Genomic DNA, 15,653 nt, shown 5'->3' with positions numbered 1-15,653 from the left:
GCTATTTGCTCTGAGCGTTGTTGCGAGAAGGCAGGCGGATGACGGGGGCCTGCGGTTCATGATGATGGTGTTCGCCATCGCAGTGGTGATGGTGGGTATAGACCGCCAGCACCTCCTGTTCCGGGCGCCCGAACAGGCGGGCAAATTCGGGGTGGCGGGCTACGCTCTCCGGTTCGCCGTGACAGCAGACATGGCGATTGAGGCAGATCACCTCATGGGTGCTGGCCATCACCAGATGCAGGTCATGGGAGACCATCAGTACGGCGCAGTTGAACTCGGCGGCCAGTTTGCCGATGAGTGCGTAGAGCTCGATCTGGCCGTTGATATCCACCCCCTGCACCGGCTCGTCCAGCACCAGCAGTTCGGGTTTAACCAGCAGGGCGCGAGCCAGCAGCACCCGTTGCATCTCGCCACCGGAGAGCTTCTGCATCCGGTTGTCCAGCAGTCCTTCGGCACCGACTCTGGTCAGCGCTTCCTCGATGGAGATCCTCCCCTTTTTGCCCAACTGCAGAAAGCGGCGCACCGTCAGCGGCAGGGTGGGATCCAGATAGAGTCGCTGCGGAACATAACCGACCCGCAAGTCGCCGCTGCGGGTGATCTGGCCGGAATCCGGGGTGAGCAGACCCAATACCAGTTTGCTCAGGGTGCTCTTGCCCGCTCCGTTGGGGCCGACCAAGGTGGTGATTTTGCCTTTATTGAGGGTAAAGGAGACCTTGTCGAGCACTGAGCGTCCATCGAACGAAAGACAGACCTCTTTCAGCTCTACCAGTTGGGTCATGACAGCTCCGGGGTTTACAGCCAGTGAGAGTTATAATATAACAAAAAGGAGCTGTTATATTATCACATACTCACCCCCTGACGAGATTCATCAATGAGAATTATTGCGCTTTTCACTGCCTTGCTGGCGGTGAGTTTGCCTGTCCGTGCCCTTGAGGTGCTGACGACTATCAAGCCGCTCGGTTTTATCGCGGCAGCGATCACCGATGGGGTGAGTGAACCCAAGGTATTGCTGCCTGCTGGCGCCTCTCCCCACGATTTTTCCCTGCGTCCCTCCGATGTTCGCAAGATCGGGGAGGCTGATTTGGTGGTGTGGGTTGGCCCCGAGCTGGAGGGCTTTATGGCCAAGCCGTTGGCCAATCATCCCCATGTGTTGACCCTGACCCGGGTGCCGGGCATGCCGCTGTTCAACTACGCGACCAAGGAGAGTCATGACTCCCATGATCATGATGCACCCGATCATGACCATGCCGCTCACGAGCACGGTGACCATGATCATGATGAAGGGCATGAAGGTCATCATCATGAAGGGATCGATCCCCATATCTGGCTTGGCCCGAAACAGGCCAAGGTGATTGCTGGTGCTATCGCCAGCGAACTTGGCGAACAAGACTCGGCCAACAAGGCGCGTTACGAAGCCAATCTGTCTGCGTTTACCGCCAAGGTCGATGCGAAGGACAAAGTGATTGCTGCGCAGATGCAGGCGGTGAATCAGAAGGGCTATTTTGTGTTCCATGAGGCGTATGGCTACTGGGAGCGCCACTACGGCATGAGCTCCAAAGGCCACTTTACCGTCAGCCCGGAGCGTCGTCCCGGCGCCAAGACGCTGGTGGAGATCAGCAAAGCGCTGGAGGAGAAACAGGCGAGCTGCATCTACGCCGAGCCGCAGTTTTCTCCAGCGGTGATCGAGTCGGTTGCCCGCAATACCGGAGCCAAGGTGCTACTGCTGGATGAGGTGGGTGAGCAAGTGCCGCTTGGCCCGGATGGTTATCCCCAATTCATGGAGCAGCTGGCCAATGCTTTCGCTCAGTGCCGTTGAAGAGGTGTAGTGCTATATCTGTGGAGACTATACTGACCTCCAGCATCTGACATGGAGTGTCTGGTATGAAATGGTTGTTGATCCCAGCCTGCACGCTGGCGCTATGTTGCGCCAGCGTGCAGGCATCGCGTCTCTCCGAGTACATTGTCAGTCCGGATCTGCGGGCTAAGCTGCAGGATGTGTATGGTGGCCGAGCCATTCAGCGGGCCGAGGCATTTTCTCGTCTGCTCACCCCCAGAGCGGGCACAACCGACCAGCAGAAGGTTGAGCTGGTGAACAATTACTTCAACAATCTGACCTACAGCGAGGATCCCAAGTTGTGGGGGGATGAGGATTACTGGGCCAATCCGCTGGAGTTCATCGGTGCCCGGGGTGGGGATTGCGAGGATTACAGCATCGCCAAGTACTACACCCTGATGGAGCTGGGGGTGGATGAGAAGAAGCTGCGCCTGGCCTACGTCAAGGCTGTGCGTTACAACCAGTTCCACATGGTGACGCTCTACTTCCCAACCCCAAAGGCTGATCCACTGGTGCTCGACAACATCAACAGCCGGATCCTACCGGGTAGCAAGCGTACCGATCTCATCCCTGTTTACAGCTTCGATGCCAAAAGCATCTGGATCATGAAGTCACGCCGGGAAGGGACGCTGGCAGGGAGTGCCGATAGGCTAGCGCAGTGGACATCGATGAAGACCCGTTTCTCCAGCGAGCAGTTGCGCTCTCCCCGTCGTCAGCTATAGCTTGCCCGCCGCTTTCAACTCCTCGAAATATTTCGCTGCGCCCGGATGCTGTTCAATGCTCAGCACCGGGCCGGTTTTATTACGTGCCCGGTGAAACATATTGGCGTAGCCATAAGTCTGCTCATTGAACTTGGTTTGCTGGGTCAGCATGGCCTTGGTCAGGCGATAGACAGACTCTTCCGGCATGGTGGCATTGGTGACTAGGGTGGCGGCAATGGCAAAGGTGGGAGTCGCCTTTAGATTGCCGGGGTAGATGCGGGCGGGTACCTGACTGCGCTGGTAATATTTGACTCCCTTTAGCAACTGATCCCGGGTGGCCCCTTCGATGGGGAGGAAGCTGACGGCGCAGCGCTTGGCTGTGTCGAGCACGATCCGGTTCGGATGCCCCATCACCAGAGCAAATGCGTCGATCTGCTTGCTGCAGAGCGCATCTGGCAGGTTGGCCATGCTCTTCAGATCGAGGTCCTGCTCTTTGGCCCCCAGTATACTGAAGAGCGTCAGCGCGGTCTGGCGGGTTCCAGAGCCCTTCAATCCCATATCGATGGGGGCGAGTTTGAGCTGCTCCAGCGAGGTGATGCCGCCGTCGGCCCGGATCACTATGGTAAAGGGTTCGGCATGGGTGGCAAATAGTGCGCGCAGCTCAGGTTGTGGCTGCGTGGCAAAAGGGCCTAAGCCCTTGCTTGCCTGATACAGCCAGTCCGACTGCACCATGGCGTAGGAAGTCTCGCCGCTCTTCAGCTTCTGCAGGTTTTCTATTGAACCCGATGTGGCTTGTAGCTTGCACTCAAGTTGCTCATCGACCTCATGGGCCAGCCGGCAAAACTCTTTGGTTATCTGGTGGTAAATTCCCTGCTCACCACCGGTAGCGAGAGTCACGGTTTCAGCCATCAGACCGGGTTGCCACAGCAGGGGCAACAGTATGGCGAGCTTTTTCATGATTGCGCCTCCCTGGCATAACCATCGATACCCCAGGTCCGCAGTTTGTCGATGTCGCGGCACTCTCCCGATTCTGCCAGCAGGGTATAGCCAGCAGCATGCATGGTCTGGGAGAGCAGATTCCAGTAGAGCGGCGCATCGGTCAGCTGACAGCTGATAAAAATGGGATTTAGTGGGTCGAGTTGATTGAAGGTGTCTGCATTGAGGGGAATGGCGCTGAAGGCGAGCTCACACCCCTGTTCCTGCAACGCTGCCAATGTGGACTGGCCATGGGCGGGGAACCTGGCCACATCCCAGCGCCAATCCAGTGTCTTGCCGCGTCCCTGGCTCAGCAGGGGAGCGATTTCTGACCATTGCGGATGATTGAGCAGGGAGAGGGGCAGCAAGATCCCCTCTATATGGGAGTGCTGCCACTGTTGCAGAGCGGTCTGGATGGTTGCGAGATCGCTGTCTGCACCAAGGGGCTGGTTGGGCAAGAAGCGCTGATAGAGCGCGATATCCCCTTGTGTTGAGACAAATTTTTGCAGTTGGCCACCTTCCGGCAACGGGCTTAGCCCTTGCAGCGGCTGTGGGTGGGTCAGTGGCAGTTGTTTGCCCAACTGGGTGATCTTGAGCCGTTGCTGCAACAAATCCCTTTTTCGTTCGGAGACAAGTTGGTTGATGGAGATCGCCACCTCTTTGAGATCCTGCAACCAGGGGGTGGGCAGGGTGCTGTGGAACTGGTGTTTGCGGACCCGGATCAGCTGCAGGTTGATCTGCTCCAGGGGTTGTAGCAGGCGCTTGCAGACCAGAGAGATGACCAGGGTAAATACGATGAGTCCTGCCAGCAGGGCCATGCCGGTGCGACTAATGGCATTCCACAGGTGTTGATATGCGTAGCCGCTGTGTCCCTCCAGCGTCAGAGTGCCCAGCATGCGCCAGCCATCGGTCAATTCCTGCTCAATTTTGACGGGAGGCATGCCGATAACAGAGGGAAGCCAGCTTGGGATATTTTGCTGGGTAGAATGGAAAACCTTCTGAAACAGCAACTGGCCATCGGGATCGATCAGGGTGACCGAGCTGACGAAGCCGCCATCGAACATGGCATTGACTATGGTCTCAGCCAGCACATTGTCGTCATTGAGCAGGGTACCTTGCAGCACCAGCCCGAGAGCGGTGATGGCGGTTTCCAGGTTGGCTGACATCTGGTCGAGGATGGATTGGCGGACTGTCGTGACTTCCAGTGAGAACAGCAGTGCTGCACCGATCAGGAACAGGACGACAATTATTCTGATTAACAGTTTTGCTAACGACATATCTACCTCATGGAAAATTTATCGCAACATTTTGGGTTTCTATTCAGAATCGAGTCCGGCCCGGTTCTTAAAAATAGGAAAAAATGGTTAAAAAAGACGATCATTTCTGCCCATCCGGGCAGGTTATGCATAAAATGTGAAGTTCATGCAGATTGCGATGAACTATTTGCTTCTTTGTTTGTCCAACAAACAGTTTTATGCGGTTTTGTCACAACTGACATCGCGACTCACACCCTTTTGATCTAGATACAGGATAGCGGATGAAACGTCTCCGTCCCTTGGTAGTACAGGCTACCAATTGGGAACCACCGGTTCCCCGCAAACACTTTTATGCGATGCTGATGCTGACGGCGATGACCCTGTCAGCAGTGGCATTATTGCCAGCTCCGGGTGACATTCTGGAGCGGCCTCTACGGCTTGAGTTGCCAATTGATACCGCCGGTAACGCAACCAACGAAAACAATACCGATTTTAACGAAATCCCCGATCATGAACTGGTTGATCAAAGTGCCGCAGAGGATGACATTCCGGTTGATAGCACACCCCAGTGGCAGGATTACCGGGTGCGCAATGGCGAAAACCTGACCGCCATCTTCAACAATCTGGGGCTTTCGACCACCACCCTTTACAAGGTGCTGGATGCGGACACCAAGAACGAATTGGCCCGTTTAAAACCGGGACAAAACATCGAGTTGCTGATCGATCAGGACAACATCCTGCAACAGCTCAAAATTCGTCTGAACATCAAGCAGACGCTGGTGATGGCGCGCAGTGATGACGCCTATACCGCCTCCATGATCAACGAGAAGGTCGAGTGGCAGCCGCAGCGTTACAACGGCGCTATCAACGGCAGTTTCTATGTCAGTGCCCGCAATGCAGGCATTCCGGCCAACCATATCCAGAAGATTGCCAACCTGTTCCAGTGGCGGATGAATTTCGCCCAGGATCTGCAGAAGGGTGACAAGTTCAAGGTGCTGGTGCGTCAGGAGACGGTTGAAGGCAAGAGCACCGGCAATAGCCAACTGCTCGGGGTTGAGGTGACCAGCCAAGGTAAAACTGTCTCTGCCTGGCTCTCCGATGACGGCAACTATTATGACGGCCAGGGTAACAGCCTGGAGCGCGGTTTCCGTCGTTATCCTACTCATAGTCGTTACCGGATCAGCTCCAGTTTCAACCCAGCACGCAAACATCCGGTGACCGGCGCGATTCGCCCCCATGAAGGGACTGACTTTGCGGTGCCGGTGGGTACGCCAGTACTGGCGACTGGCGATGGTGTCGTTCAGAAGGCAACCAGCCACCCATTGGCCGGGACCTATGTGGTGATCAAGCATGGCCGCACCTTGGCGACCCGTTATCTGCACCTGAGCAAGCTGCTGGTCAAGCCGGGACAGCGAGTGAAGATGGGCGACAAGATCGGCCTTTCCGGCAATACCGGTCGCTCTACCGGTGCTCACCTGCACTACGAGTTGCGGATCAACAACCGCCCGGTCAATGCCATGACCGCCAAGCTGCCGATGGCTGAACCACTCAGTGGCAAGGAGCGTCGTCAGTTCCTGGCCAAGGTGAAGAGCTACCGCAAGGAGCTGGAGGCGAGTTAATACCGCCTTCCGGACGCGAAACAAAGAGGCCCCGCCAATTGGCGGGGCCTCTCTTTTTTGTGGCAAGGCCTTGGGATCAGTAGCCCTTATCGAAGTCGATCTTGCCATCGAGCGGCTGGCCGTCGATAAAGCGGATGTAGTTGCGGACAAAGATCTGGGCCACATCCTCGGGGAAGCTGTAGGCACTGTTATGGGGCGTGACGATGAGATTGGGTTGGCCCCACAACGGGCTGTCGGCAGGCAGCGGTTCCTGCTCGAACACATCCAGCACCGCCATTGCCAGCTTGCCGGTACGCAGGGCGGTGAGCAGATCACCGGAGTGGACAGCGCTGCCGCGGCCGACGTTGAACAGAATGGCGCCCGGCTTGCAGTGTTCGAAGCGCGCGGCATTGAACAGATGGCGGGTATCGCGGGTCGCTGGCAACACGCTGACGATGACATCGGCCTGTGTCAGGATCTTGTTGAGCGCTGGCAGTTGGTAGACCTGGTCAAATCCGGCACGCTCCCGACCGCTGCGACTGATGCCGAGCACCTTCATGCCAAAGTGTTTACCGGTATGAGCGATATGCTGACCAATGCTGCCGGTTCCCAGGATCAGCATGGTCCGTCCCTTGAGCCCCTGATAGGGGTGGCTTTGCCACAGTCGCTGCCTCTGCTGCTCCCGATAAAGGGGAATTTGGCGCATCAAACTGAGCAGATGACCAAAGACATACTCGCTCATCAGTGGACCGAAGATGCCGCGCACATTGGTGAGCTGATAGTCGCGGCGACTGTCGGGGTCGAGCAGTACGTCAACTCCCGCATAGGTGGATTGGAACCAGCTCAGCTTGTTGGCTTTGGGCAGCAGCGGTTTGGCGCGTGCCGGTTCGGCCATCAGAATATGGGCCTCGCCAATCATTTTTTCGGCATCGCTCTGATTGTCGGCCCGCAGAATGCGCAGATGGGGGAGGTTGGCGGCCTTGAGCAGCCGTTCGTAGTGAGCATTATCCTGGCTGAGCAAAAGAAGGGTACGTTGGCTCATACTCTTGTTCCTTATCAGAATTTGCGGCGCAACAAGATGCCGCTCTCGTCCCATCTTACCTGACTTCATATCGCAACATAGCCGACCAGGGCGCTTTTTCGTTTTCGCCGCGCCCCTCGTGGGCTACAATCTGCCCCACATTTTGCAAAGGATCCGACTCCAGTGTTTGGTGACAAGTTTTATAAGCGACTGGCCGAGCTACAGCCTTGGCAACAGACCGTCTACACCCTGGCGCTGGCAGAGCGCATGTACCCCAACTATGCCCTGTTCTGTCAGGCCTCCGGCTTTGGCAATGCAGACGCTTTCCGGCATGCGCTGGATCAGTTGTGGACCTACCTCACCGTCAAGGGATCCCGGGTCAATCTGGGAGCCATTCTCGAAGAGTTCGAGCCTCATATTCCGGATCCCCGCAAGTTTGAATCCTACGGCGCCTATCCCGCGCTGGATGCCTGCGTAGCACTGGGTTGTGCCTACAACTCGGTGATTTGCCGGGTCGGCGAAGAAGCCAATGATGCCAGCCATGCCTCCGTCGGTACCGTTGCCGGTTTTATCGAGATGCTGGAAGAGCGGGATCTGACCGAAGAGGAGCTCTACGAGCACGAGTACATGGAAGCCGAGCTGGAGTTTCAGGTCGAGCTGCTCAAGCGGGTTGCCCATGAGCGCGACAGCGACCGGATTCTGGCCATCAAAGCCTTTGCCGCTCAGGATGGCGTATCCAATATCGGGATCAGCTTGGAAGAGTAATCCTCTCCCGTTCCTGATAGACAAAAGCTCCCGACCGGGAGCTTTTTTTATGCCTGAAATTTTTCAGCAGCCTATGCCTGCTCAGCCGTCAGGGGGCGCACGCTCAACACGGGGGCTGCATCGATCTCGGTCGCATTCATCATGGCCGAGATACGCTGCAGGGAGGAGAGCAGCAGACTCTGCTCCCAGGTTTCAAGAGATTGAAAGCGCTGGATAAAGCTCTCTTGCAGTGGGGTGGGAGCCTCGGCCAGCAGGGCACGACCGGCGTCGGTGAGCGTCGCATGTACCTTGCGTTTGTCGCTATCGCTGCGAATACGCTGCACTAACTGACGACTTTCGAGGCGATCCATGATGGTGGTGGCGGTGGCCTGGCTCATGTTGGTGTGGTCGGCCAGTTGGCGCATGGAGATCTGGCCCAGCTCATCAATCCCTTTGAGCAGCAAGAGTTGTGGCGAGGTTAAGCCCGCCTCCTTGATCAAGCGCTTGGAGTGCATGTCGATGGCTCGGATGATCTGGCGCAGCGCGACCAGCACTTCATCATGTTTTTCCATGGTGTTGGCATCGGGAGTCGGGTTGAAAGGGGCGAGGAATTCTGCTCTCGGCAGGTAGAAAGATCAATATGGTTATGACTCTAATGGTTTATGTTCAAATTAATTTTGTGTTAGTTTAGCCCCTCTTTGCGCTGTTTAACCTGACATGAGAGGAGTAAACATGACCAATGAACTGGATATAAAGACTCTGGCCAGCGGCCTGAAAGTTGTGCGAGTTCGTTATGAACTACCTGATACTTCTGCCTTTGTGCGCTACCAGCCCGCCTATGATGAAGACCCCAACAACCTCAAGGTTCACCACTATGATGGCGAACTGCCGCTCTCCTGTAGCGAGACAGGTACTTTCAACCTAAAGGAGTTGGTGAATGAATTGCGCTACGCCTATGTGCTGGTGCACCTCTTTCCTGACGAAAGCGCCATGAACTTCTATCTGACCGGCCTCGATACCGGTCTGGCTCAGCTGGAGTTCATCGGTGGCTCCTACGATTTCAACCGGCTCTGGATCACCAGCGGTGTCTCCAATCTGGGCGTCCCCATGGCCATCTTCCTTGGCAAGCGTCACGCCGTGAACGGCCAACCCTCGGTTTCGCTGGTGGATCACCGCGAGCAGGCGGCCGGCAAACTGGTTTATCGCGCCATCGGTGGTGCCGGTGAGCATGTGGGCGAAGACTTTTTCAACAACGACTAAGGAGGCTGGATGCGAGCAAGCAAAGGGCTATTGAAAGGCCTCAATCCCACCATGGCCATGACGGCCCTCACCGTGATCACCCTGTTTTTGCTGTTTGGCGTATTTGTTCCCGATACTGCGGCCGCCTGGTTTGTCGGTGCCAAGGATCAGATTATTGCTGGATTCAAGTGGTACTATATTCTGGTAGTCGCCCTGTTCCTGTTCTTCGCTGTCTACCTGATGTTCAGCCGTTTTGGCAGCATCCGACTGGGTGACGACGACCAGGTACCGGAGTTCGGCTACTTCGCCTGGTTCGCCATGCTCTTTAGCGCGGGCATGGGGATCGGGCTGGTGTTCTGGAGCATCGCCGAGCCGATGAACCATCTGCAGGGCAATCCGTTTATTACCGAAGGGATGACCCCGGAAGCGGCTCAGGTCGCCATGCGCCTCACCTTGTTCCACTGGGGTCTGCACCCCTGGGCCATCTATGTGATCGTCGGCCTGTCGCTGGCCTTTTTCAGTTATCGCCGCAAGTTGCCGCTGGCTATTCGCTCTGTGCTTTATCCCATTCTTGGCGAGCGGATTTACGGCTTCTGGGGTCACGCCGCTGATGTGCTGGCGGTGTTCGGCACTGTGTTCGGGGTGGCAACCTCCCTCGGTCTGGGGGTCTCCCAGATGAATACCGGCCTCAACCAGATGTTTGGCATGGCTGTGTCGCAGTCCAACCAGCTCTGGCTGATTGGCGGCATCAGCCTGATCGCTACCCTCTCGGCGGTCTCCGGGGTCGGGCGCGGGGTGAAGATCCTCTCCGAGCTCAATATCTGGCTGAGCGTATTCGTGCTGGGGCTCTTTCTGGTGCTGGGGCCGACCACCTACATCCTCAACGCCTACGTGCAGAACATCGGCGATTACCTGCAGAACATCGTCAAACTGAGCTTCTGGACCAACACCGAGGCCAACGGCACCTCGGCCTGGCAGTCGAGCTGGACGGCGTTTTACTGGGGCTGGTGGATTGCCTGGGCGCCGTTTGTCGGCATGTTCATTGCCCGCATCTCCAAGGGGCGTACCATCCGCGAGTTCGTGCTCGGCGTCTTGTTGGTTCCCTCGCTGCTTGGCATGTTCTGGCTCACCGTGTTTGGCGGTACGGCGATGAATCTGGAGCTGTTTGGTGGTGGTGGCGTGGTGGCTGCGGTCAATCAGGATGTGACGCTGGCGCTCTACCAGACGGTCGAGTTGCTGCACTGGGATACCTTCGGCTGGATCGCCAAGGCCGTGCTGACCCTGCTCATCTGCACCTACTTCATCACCTCCAGTGACTCGGGCACGCTGGTCATCACGACCCTGCTCTCTATCGGGGATCAGGAGCCGCCGGTGCTGCACCGCGCCATCTGGGGTCTGGGACAGGGGTTGGTTGCCGCCATCCTGCTGGTTTCCGGCGGCCTGGCAGCCTTGCAGGCAGCCAGCATCATAGCGGCGCTACCGTTTTCGGTGATCATGCTGGCGATGTGCTATTCGCTGATGTTGGGGCTCAAGCAGGAGAGCCAGCGCCAGTTCGAGTATCGCCAGAACCTCAAGCGCCACGATGGCTCATCCCATATGAGCCTGATGGAGCGAATTGGTCCCGCATAACGCCATCAGCAGGGGTTAGCGCCCCTTTACATATAAACTTGGATGCAAAACGGCCGCCCTGGCGATGCTCTCCTTGCGGAGTTCATCATCAGGGCGGCCGTCTGTTATGGGGCCGAGGTTACTCTTCGATAAAGGTCCACTCATCCTTGATGCGGCTGATGGCATCAGTCCGCTTTTTGGCGAGCTGCTCCTTGATCTCTTCTCCCTTGTAACCGGCCGCCACTATCTCTTTCACCGGCACCGCCTGGGCGGCAGCCAGCGCTTCGGCCACGTAGTCAGGCTCGGCGTAGACCCGCTCCTCGAAACCGGTACGGCCGTGGAAGTCGGCGCGGCAGGCATCCAGCAGCTGGGCAAATCGCTCGGGGCGGCGCCAGGCATCGGCCTTGTCGAACACCTTGAGCAGGGTGGCGGGCTTGAGCTCAAAGGCGATGTGGATGTGGGTGTGCAGATCGCTCACCAGCAGCGCCAGGTCCCGGCACTCGTTGGGTACCCTGAATCGCTCGCACAGGGCGCGAATAAGCGGTAGCCCCTTCTGACCGTGGCCGTGATGGCTGGGCCAGAACTCTTTGGGAGTGATCCCCTTGCCAAGGTCGTGGCAGAGGGCGGCAAAGCGGACGGTCAATTCCGGGGAGATCCGGCACGCCTGCTCCAGCACCATCAGGGTGTGGATGCCGGTGTCGATCTCCGGGTGCCACTTGGCCGGGGCGGGCACACCAAACAGGGCATCGATTTCGGGGAACAACGCCTTGAGGGCTCCGCACTGGCGCAGTACTTCGAAGAAGATCTGCGGGGTCGGTCCCAGTAGTACCTTCTCCAGCTCTTTCCAGACCCGCTCAGGGGTGAGGTGAGCCAGTTCGCCAGCGGCGGTCATCTCGCTCATCAGAGTGAGGGTCTCTGGCGCAATGGCAAAACCCTGGGCATGGAAGCGGGCGGCGAAGCGAGCGACCCGCAGGATGCGCAGCGGGTCTTCGGCAAAGGCGGGGGAGACGTGGCGCAGCAGCCGTTTTTGCAAATCATCGATGCCACCGTAGGGATCATGGAGCTGGCCCTGATCATCCTCGGCGATGGCGTTGATGGTGAGGTCCCGGCGCAGCAGATCCTGTTCCAGGGTCACATCGGGGTCGGCGTGGCAGACAAAGCCGGTGTAGCCCTGACCCTGTTTGCGCTCGGTACGGGCGAGGGCATACTCCTGCTGGGTTTTGGGATGGAGAAACACCGGGAAGTCGCGACCGACCTGGGTAAAACCCAGCGCCAGCATCTGTTCTACGGTGGCGCCGACTACCAGATGATCCCTGTCCCCTTGCGGCAATCCCAGCAGGCGATCCCGCACTGCGCCCCCAACCAGATAAGTCTGCAAACCGTCTCTCCCGTCATCAATCATGGTGCCGAGTATACCGTCTTTGCTGCCTGACCACGACCGGCTCACGGCATCAGCAATCGCGCCTTTGACTTGGTCGTGGCGAGGCCTTACGCTGCCGCACCAAACCGCTGGCACTCTCTTCGGGATGGCGTTATGCCCGAACTGGCCAGATGAGCCGAAGGAACCGCAGAGTCCCCTACATATCAACGACATGAGAGCAACGTGAATCAATCAACCTTCGCAAGCCGGGTTCTGGAGTGGTACGAGCTGCATGGCCGCAAGAGCCTGCCCTGGCAGCAGGAGAAGACTCCGTATCGGGTCTGGGTCTCGGAGATCATGCTGCAGCAGACCCAGGTCGCCACCGTGATCCCCTATTACCAGCGTTTTATGGCGCGTTTCCCCGATGTGGTGGCGCTGGCCGATGCCCCTGTCGACGAGGTGCTGCACCACTGGACCGGGCTGGGCTACTACGCTCGGGCCCGCAACCTGCACAAGGCGGCGCAGCAGATCCGCGATCATCACCACGGCCTCTTTCCCGAGCGCTTTGACGAGGTGATGGCGCTGCCGGGTATTGGTCGCTCTACCGCTGGCGCAGTGCTGTCGCTCTCCCTCGGTCAACCCCACGCCATTCTTGATGGTAACGTGAAGCGGGTACTTACCCGCTGGCTGGCACTGCCGGGCTGGCCCGGTCAGAAGCCGGTGGAGAACGAGCTGTGGGAGATCGCCATCCGGCTCACTCCCAAGCTGGGGGTGGCGCAATACAATCAGGCGATGATGGATATCGGGGCGACAATCTGTACCCGCAGCAAGCCAGCCTGTGATCGCTGTCCGGTGCGGGCTGATTGCCAGGGGCTGTCGCAAGGCAACCCGACTGCCTACCCCAACAGCAAGCCGAAAAAGAGTATTCCGGCCCGCGATGGCATCATGCTGCTGATCCGCCATGGCGACGAGTTGTTGCTGGAGAAGCGGCCGCCGCAGGGGATTTGGGGTGGGCTCTACTGCTTCCCGCAGGTCGCCTCGCTGGCGGAGGTGGATGGTCTGCTGGCTTCCCTTGGCCTGAGTCATCACGGTTATCGGGAACTGGCTGGTTTTCGCCATACATTCAGCCACTTCCATCTCGATATCCAGCCCCTGCTGATCGAGATTGACGCAGCCCCTGCGCTGCGTCTCATGGAAGCAGATAACCGACTCTGGTATAACTTACGCCATCCTGCCGAGGTAGGGCTGGCGGCCGCCACGGCCCGCCTGCTCGCCTATCCAGAGTTACAACCATAGAGGTCAACATGAGCCGTACTGTATTTTGCCAACGCATGAAAAAAGAGGGCCCGGGTCTGGATTTTCAACTCTATCCCGGTGAGCTCGGCAAGCGGATTTTTGACAACATCAGCAAGGAAGCCTGGGCCGAGTGGCAGAAAAAACAGGTGATGCTGATCAACGAAAAAAAGCTCAATATGATGAATCTTGAGCATCGCCAGTTGCTGGAAAAAGAGATGGTCAGCTACCTGTTTGAAGCGGGTGAAGTGCAGATCGAGGGTTACACCCCTCCCAGCCAGTAAGCCGTAGACCTGGGGTAACTGCGGGCGGGCATGGTGGTTGGTTATCGATAGCCATCTTCTGTTGGCTCGCAGCATATGAATGATGGGCAGCCCGGCTGCCCGGTTTGAGGATCTTATGGGCCGAATTTTTTGGCTGCTGTGCACCCTGCTGTTTCTCTCTGCCTGCTCCTCCTCTCCCAAGCCCAGCGGGAACGAGGATGATGATCTGGTCAACGGCAAGGACATCCGCGGTTTTGAACACATGATCAGCGCGCTCTCCCATAACGTGAACGAAATATGGGGGCGGGAGGCGCTGTTTGCGGGCAAGTTTGACTACGTCAAATACACGGATCAGTACAAGAGCCGTGCGCATATCGACTTCTCTAATGGCCATATCATGGTGGAGACGGTCTCTGGCGTTGATCCGCGTGCGCATTTGCGTCGTGCCATCATCGAAACCCTGCTGACCCCGGATGATCCGGCCGAAGTGGATCTTTACTCCGACCGGGAAATTTTGACCGGTGGCGAACCCTTCCTCTACGGTCAGGTGCTCGACAATCAGCGCCAGCCTATCCGCGCCTCCTGGCGCGCCGAGCGCTACGCCGATTACCTGCTCAGCACGGCGATGAAGAAGCGCACCCTCGGTATTCGCACCATCTTCTTCGTCGATATTCCCATGGTGGCCAACCATGAAGACCGCCGTGGTTACAAGTATGCCGGGATTATTCGGGAAGCTTCGCGCAAGTACGGCGTATCAGAGAGTCTGATCTACGCGGTGATCAAGACCGAGAGCAGCTTCAACCCCTATGCGGTGAGCCATGCCAACGCTTATGGCCTGATGCAGGTCATTCCGGCGACGGCTGGGCGTGATGTCTATGTGCGGGTCAAGGGCAAGAGCGGTCAGCCGACCCGGGAAGATCTGTTCAATCCGGCCTACAACATCGATGTTGGTACCGCCTATCTGCATCTGCTGCAGACCGTCTATCTGGCTGATATCGAGGATCCCCGCTCTCGCCGTTATGCGGTGATCTCCGCCTATAACGGTGGTGCCGGTGGCGTGCTCAATACCTTCTCCAGTGATCGCAAGGCGGCGCCCGGTATGATCAACCAGCTCTCACCCGAGGCGGTCTATCAGGTGCTGACCGAGCAGCATCCCAAGGCGGAGGCTCGTCGCTATCTCTACAAGGTCAATCAGGCCGAAAAGGGGTTTAAACGAACCTTTGCCAGCCGGGCTGGTTAAGCGGTGATACGTTAGTCATGCAAAAGGGCGCTTGATATCAAGCGCCCTTTTAACGTCTGGCCAGTTCGTCGTTGAAGTGGCCTTATTTGGCGATAAAGCCGCCCTTGGTCTGCGGGGCTGCGCCCACTTTTTCCAGGGTTTTCACTTCCACTTCGGTCTTGTTCCAGCTGTGGTCCACTTCACCACGGATGCGGATCTGATCGTCCGGGCCCACTTCGGTGCCACGCCATACATCCTGATCCACTTCAACCTCCACTTCACCGCTGGCGTCGCGGAACAGATAGTTCTCGCCGCCCAGGTGCTTGACCAGTTTCCCTTCCAGGGTTGCCCAGCTGTCATCAGCCAAATCTTTCAATTGTGCGACCGAGACTTTGTTCTGCTCTTGCGGGCCGGTGTAGGCCGCCATGGCGAAAGAGGAGACTGACATCAGGGTCAGCAGTCCGATGATGGTTGCGCTTGCTTTGTTCATTTCATGCTCCTGTCGTTGGGATGGAGGCATTGTGCAGAGAGCGGTGTGAAAC

At 57.6% G+C, this 15,653-nt stretch carries 16 protein-coding genes; 9 read left to right on the top strand and 7 right to left on the bottom strand.

All coding sequences use genetic code 11. The features are described from left to right. Position 1: 1 nt before the first annotated feature. The gene (gene znuC / locus ACE1BR_RS16290) at positions 2 to 778 is read right to left on the bottom strand and encodes a zinc ABC transporter ATP-binding protein ZnuC (RefSeq protein WP_374872074.1); all 777 of its coding nucleotides are present in this window, start codon (positions 776 to 778) and stop codon (positions 2 to 4) included. Between the two features lie 93 nt (positions 779 to 871). Here znuC and znuA point away from each other — a divergent pair, with 93 nt between their 5' ends. Together znuA and ACE1BR_RS16280 are read left to right on the top strand one after the other, a co-directional pair. After that, complete coding sequence (znuA, locus tag ACE1BR_RS16285; protein ID WP_374872072.1) at positions 872 to 1,816, top strand: zinc ABC transporter substrate-binding protein ZnuA; 945 nt, start codon at positions 872 to 874, stop codon at positions 1,814 to 1,816. Positions 1,817 to 1,881: 65 nt separating this feature from the next. Next, positions 1,882 to 2,556, top strand: coding sequence for a transglutaminase-like cysteine peptidase (locus ACE1BR_RS16280; protein WP_374872070.1), 675 nt, complete (start codon positions 1,882 to 1,884; stop codon positions 2,554 to 2,556). On the opposite strand, the gene ACE1BR_RS16275 is transcribed toward ACE1BR_RS16280, so the two are convergent. After that, positions 2,551 to 3,492 carry a TAXI family TRAP transporter solute-binding subunit gene (locus ACE1BR_RS16275; protein ID WP_374872068.1) on the bottom strand — a complete coding sequence of 314 codons (942 nt, stop codon included), beginning with the start codon at positions 3,490 to 3,492 and terminating at the stop codon, positions 2,551 to 2,553. The genes ACE1BR_RS16280 and ACE1BR_RS16275 overlap by 6 nt on opposite strands. Further along, positions 3,489 to 4,787, bottom strand: a complete 1,299-nt coding sequence (locus tag ACE1BR_RS16270) for a LapD/MoxY N-terminal periplasmic domain-containing protein (RefSeq protein ID WP_374872066.1) — start codon at positions 4,785 to 4,787, stop codon at positions 3,489 to 3,491. The genes ACE1BR_RS16275 and ACE1BR_RS16270 overlap by 4 nt, the downstream gene beginning before the upstream one ends. 260 nt (positions 4,788 to 5,047) lie before the next feature. Here ACE1BR_RS16270 and mepM point away from each other — a divergent pair, with 260 nt between their 5' ends. Beyond that, positions 5,048 to 6,385: a murein DD-endopeptidase MepM gene (mepM, locus tag ACE1BR_RS16265; RefSeq protein WP_374872064.1), complete on the top strand. Its 1,338-nt coding sequence runs from the start codon at positions 5,048 to 5,050 to the stop codon at positions 6,383 to 6,385. A 76-nt stretch (positions 6,386 to 6,461) separates the two neighbouring features. Here the strand turns inward: mepM and ACE1BR_RS16260 are convergent, their stop codons facing one another. Continuing rightward, on the bottom strand, positions 6,462 to 7,406 hold the full coding sequence (locus ACE1BR_RS16260) for a D-2-hydroxyacid dehydrogenase (protein WP_374872062.1): 945 nt from the start codon (positions 7,404 to 7,406) through the stop codon (positions 6,462 to 6,464). 162 nt (positions 7,407 to 7,568) lie between these two features. Here ACE1BR_RS16260 and ACE1BR_RS16255 point away from each other — a divergent pair, with 162 nt between their 5' ends. After that, on the top strand, positions 7,569 to 8,150 hold the full coding sequence (locus ACE1BR_RS16255) for a YjaG family protein (protein ID WP_374872060.1): 582 nt from the start codon (positions 7,569 to 7,571) through the stop codon (positions 8,148 to 8,150). A gap of 71 nt (positions 8,151 to 8,221) precedes the next feature. Here ACE1BR_RS16255 and ACE1BR_RS16250 read toward each other — a convergent pair whose 3' ends face one another. Continuing rightward, positions 8,222 to 8,701: a MarR family winged helix-turn-helix transcriptional regulator gene (locus ACE1BR_RS16250; RefSeq protein WP_374872058.1), complete on the bottom strand. Its 480-nt coding sequence runs from the start codon at positions 8,699 to 8,701 to the stop codon at positions 8,222 to 8,224. Positions 8,702 to 8,861: 160 nt separating this feature from the next. Between ACE1BR_RS16250 and ACE1BR_RS16245 the strand changes: the two genes are divergently transcribed. Next, positions 8,862 to 9,389: a hypothetical protein gene (locus ACE1BR_RS16245; RefSeq protein WP_374872056.1), complete on the top strand. Its 528-nt coding sequence runs from the start codon at positions 8,862 to 8,864 to the stop codon at positions 9,387 to 9,389. A 9-nt stretch (positions 9,390 to 9,398) separates the two neighbouring features. Beyond that, the gene (locus ACE1BR_RS16240) at positions 9,399 to 10,997 is read left to right on the top strand and encodes a BCCT family transporter (protein ID WP_374872054.1); all 1,599 of its coding nucleotides are present in this window, start codon (positions 9,399 to 9,401) and stop codon (positions 10,995 to 10,997) included. A 118-nt stretch (positions 10,998 to 11,115) separates the two neighbouring features. On the opposite strand, the gene ACE1BR_RS16235 is transcribed toward ACE1BR_RS16240, so the two are convergent. Beyond that, positions 11,116 to 12,354, bottom strand: coding sequence for a multifunctional CCA addition/repair protein (locus ACE1BR_RS16235; protein WP_374872052.1), 1,239 nt, complete (start codon positions 12,352 to 12,354; stop codon positions 11,116 to 11,118). Positions 12,355 to 12,579: 225 nt separating this feature from the next. Here ACE1BR_RS16235 and mutY point away from each other — a divergent pair, with 225 nt between their 5' ends. The 3 genes from mutY to mltC all read left to right on the top strand — a co-directional run bounded on the left by mutY (position 12,580) and on the right by mltC (position 15,132). Continuing rightward, complete coding sequence (mutY, locus tag ACE1BR_RS16230; protein WP_374872050.1) at positions 12,580 to 13,632, top strand: A/G-specific adenine glycosylase; 1,053 nt, start codon at positions 12,580 to 12,582, stop codon at positions 13,630 to 13,632. A gap of 8 nt (positions 13,633 to 13,640) precedes the next feature. Then, positions 13,641 to 13,913: an oxidative damage protection protein gene (locus ACE1BR_RS16225; protein WP_374872048.1), complete on the top strand. Its 273-nt coding sequence runs from the start codon at positions 13,641 to 13,643 to the stop codon at positions 13,911 to 13,913. A gap of 115 nt (positions 13,914 to 14,028) precedes the next feature. Next, positions 14,029 to 15,132 carry a membrane-bound lytic murein transglycosylase MltC gene (gene mltC, locus ACE1BR_RS16220; RefSeq protein WP_374872046.1) on the top strand — a complete coding sequence of 368 codons (1,104 nt, stop codon included), beginning with the start codon at positions 14,029 to 14,031 and terminating at the stop codon, positions 15,130 to 15,132. Between the two features lie 82 nt (positions 15,133 to 15,214). On the opposite strand, the gene ACE1BR_RS16215 is transcribed toward mltC, so the two are convergent. Further along, positions 15,215 to 15,601 carry a YgiW/YdeI family stress tolerance OB fold protein gene (locus ACE1BR_RS16215; protein WP_374872044.1) on the bottom strand — a complete coding sequence of 129 codons (387 nt, stop codon included), beginning with the start codon at positions 15,599 to 15,601 and terminating at the stop codon, positions 15,215 to 15,217. Between the last annotated feature and the right edge of the window lie 52 nt (positions 15,602 to 15,653).

The organism is Aeromonas sp. MdU4, from assembly GCF_041929505.1.
Taxonomy (GTDB): Bacteria; Pseudomonadota; Gammaproteobacteria; order Enterobacterales; family Aeromonadaceae; genus Aeromonas.
Note: the sequence above shows the minus strand (reverse complement) of the source record. Positions and strands in the feature narration are given on the sequence as shown.

Excerpts from the sequence above, each read along its gene's own strand:
- znuC (WP_374872074.1), bottom strand. The coding sequence starts at position 778 with ATGACCCAACTGGTAGAGCTGAAAGAGGTCTGTCTTTCGTTCGATGGA.
- znuA (WP_374872072.1), top strand. The coding sequence starts at position 872 with ATGAGAATTATTGCGCTTTTCACTGCCTTGCTGGCGGTGAGTTTGCCT.
- ACE1BR_RS16280 (WP_374872070.1), top strand. The coding sequence starts at position 1,882 with ATGAAATGGTTGTTGATCCCAGCCTGCACGCTGGCGCTATGTTGCGCC.
- ACE1BR_RS16275 (WP_374872068.1), bottom strand. The coding sequence starts at position 3,492 with ATGAAAAAGCTCGCCATACTGTTGCCCCTGCTGTGGCAACCCGGTCTG.
- ACE1BR_RS16270 (WP_374872066.1), bottom strand. The coding sequence starts at position 4,787 with ATGTCGTTAGCAAAACTGTTAATCAGAATAATTGTCGTCCTGTTCCTG.
- mepM (WP_374872064.1), top strand. The coding sequence starts at position 5,048 with ATGAAACGTCTCCGTCCCTTGGTAGTACAGGCTACCAATTGGGAACCA.
- ACE1BR_RS16260 (WP_374872062.1), bottom strand. The coding sequence starts at position 7,406 with ATGAGCCAACGTACCCTTCTTTTGCTCAGCCAGGATAATGCTCACTAC.
- ACE1BR_RS16250 (WP_374872058.1), bottom strand. The coding sequence starts at position 8,701 with ATGGAAAAACATGATGAAGTGCTGGTCGCGCTGCGCCAGATCATCCGA.
- ACE1BR_RS16245 (WP_374872056.1), top strand. The coding sequence starts at position 8,862 with ATGACCAATGAACTGGATATAAAGACTCTGGCCAGCGGCCTGAAAGTT.
- ACE1BR_RS16240 (WP_374872054.1), top strand. The coding sequence starts at position 9,399 with ATGCGAGCAAGCAAAGGGCTATTGAAAGGCCTCAATCCCACCATGGCC.
- ACE1BR_RS16225 (WP_374872048.1), top strand. The coding sequence starts at position 13,641 with ATGAGCCGTACTGTATTTTGCCAACGCATGAAAAAAGAGGGCCCGGGT.
- mltC (WP_374872046.1), top strand. The coding sequence starts at position 14,029 with ATGGGCCGAATTTTTTGGCTGCTGTGCACCCTGCTGTTTCTCTCTGCC.
- ACE1BR_RS16215 (WP_374872044.1), bottom strand. The coding sequence starts at position 15,601 with ATGAACAAAGCAAGCGCAACCATCATCGGACTGCTGACCCTGATGTCA.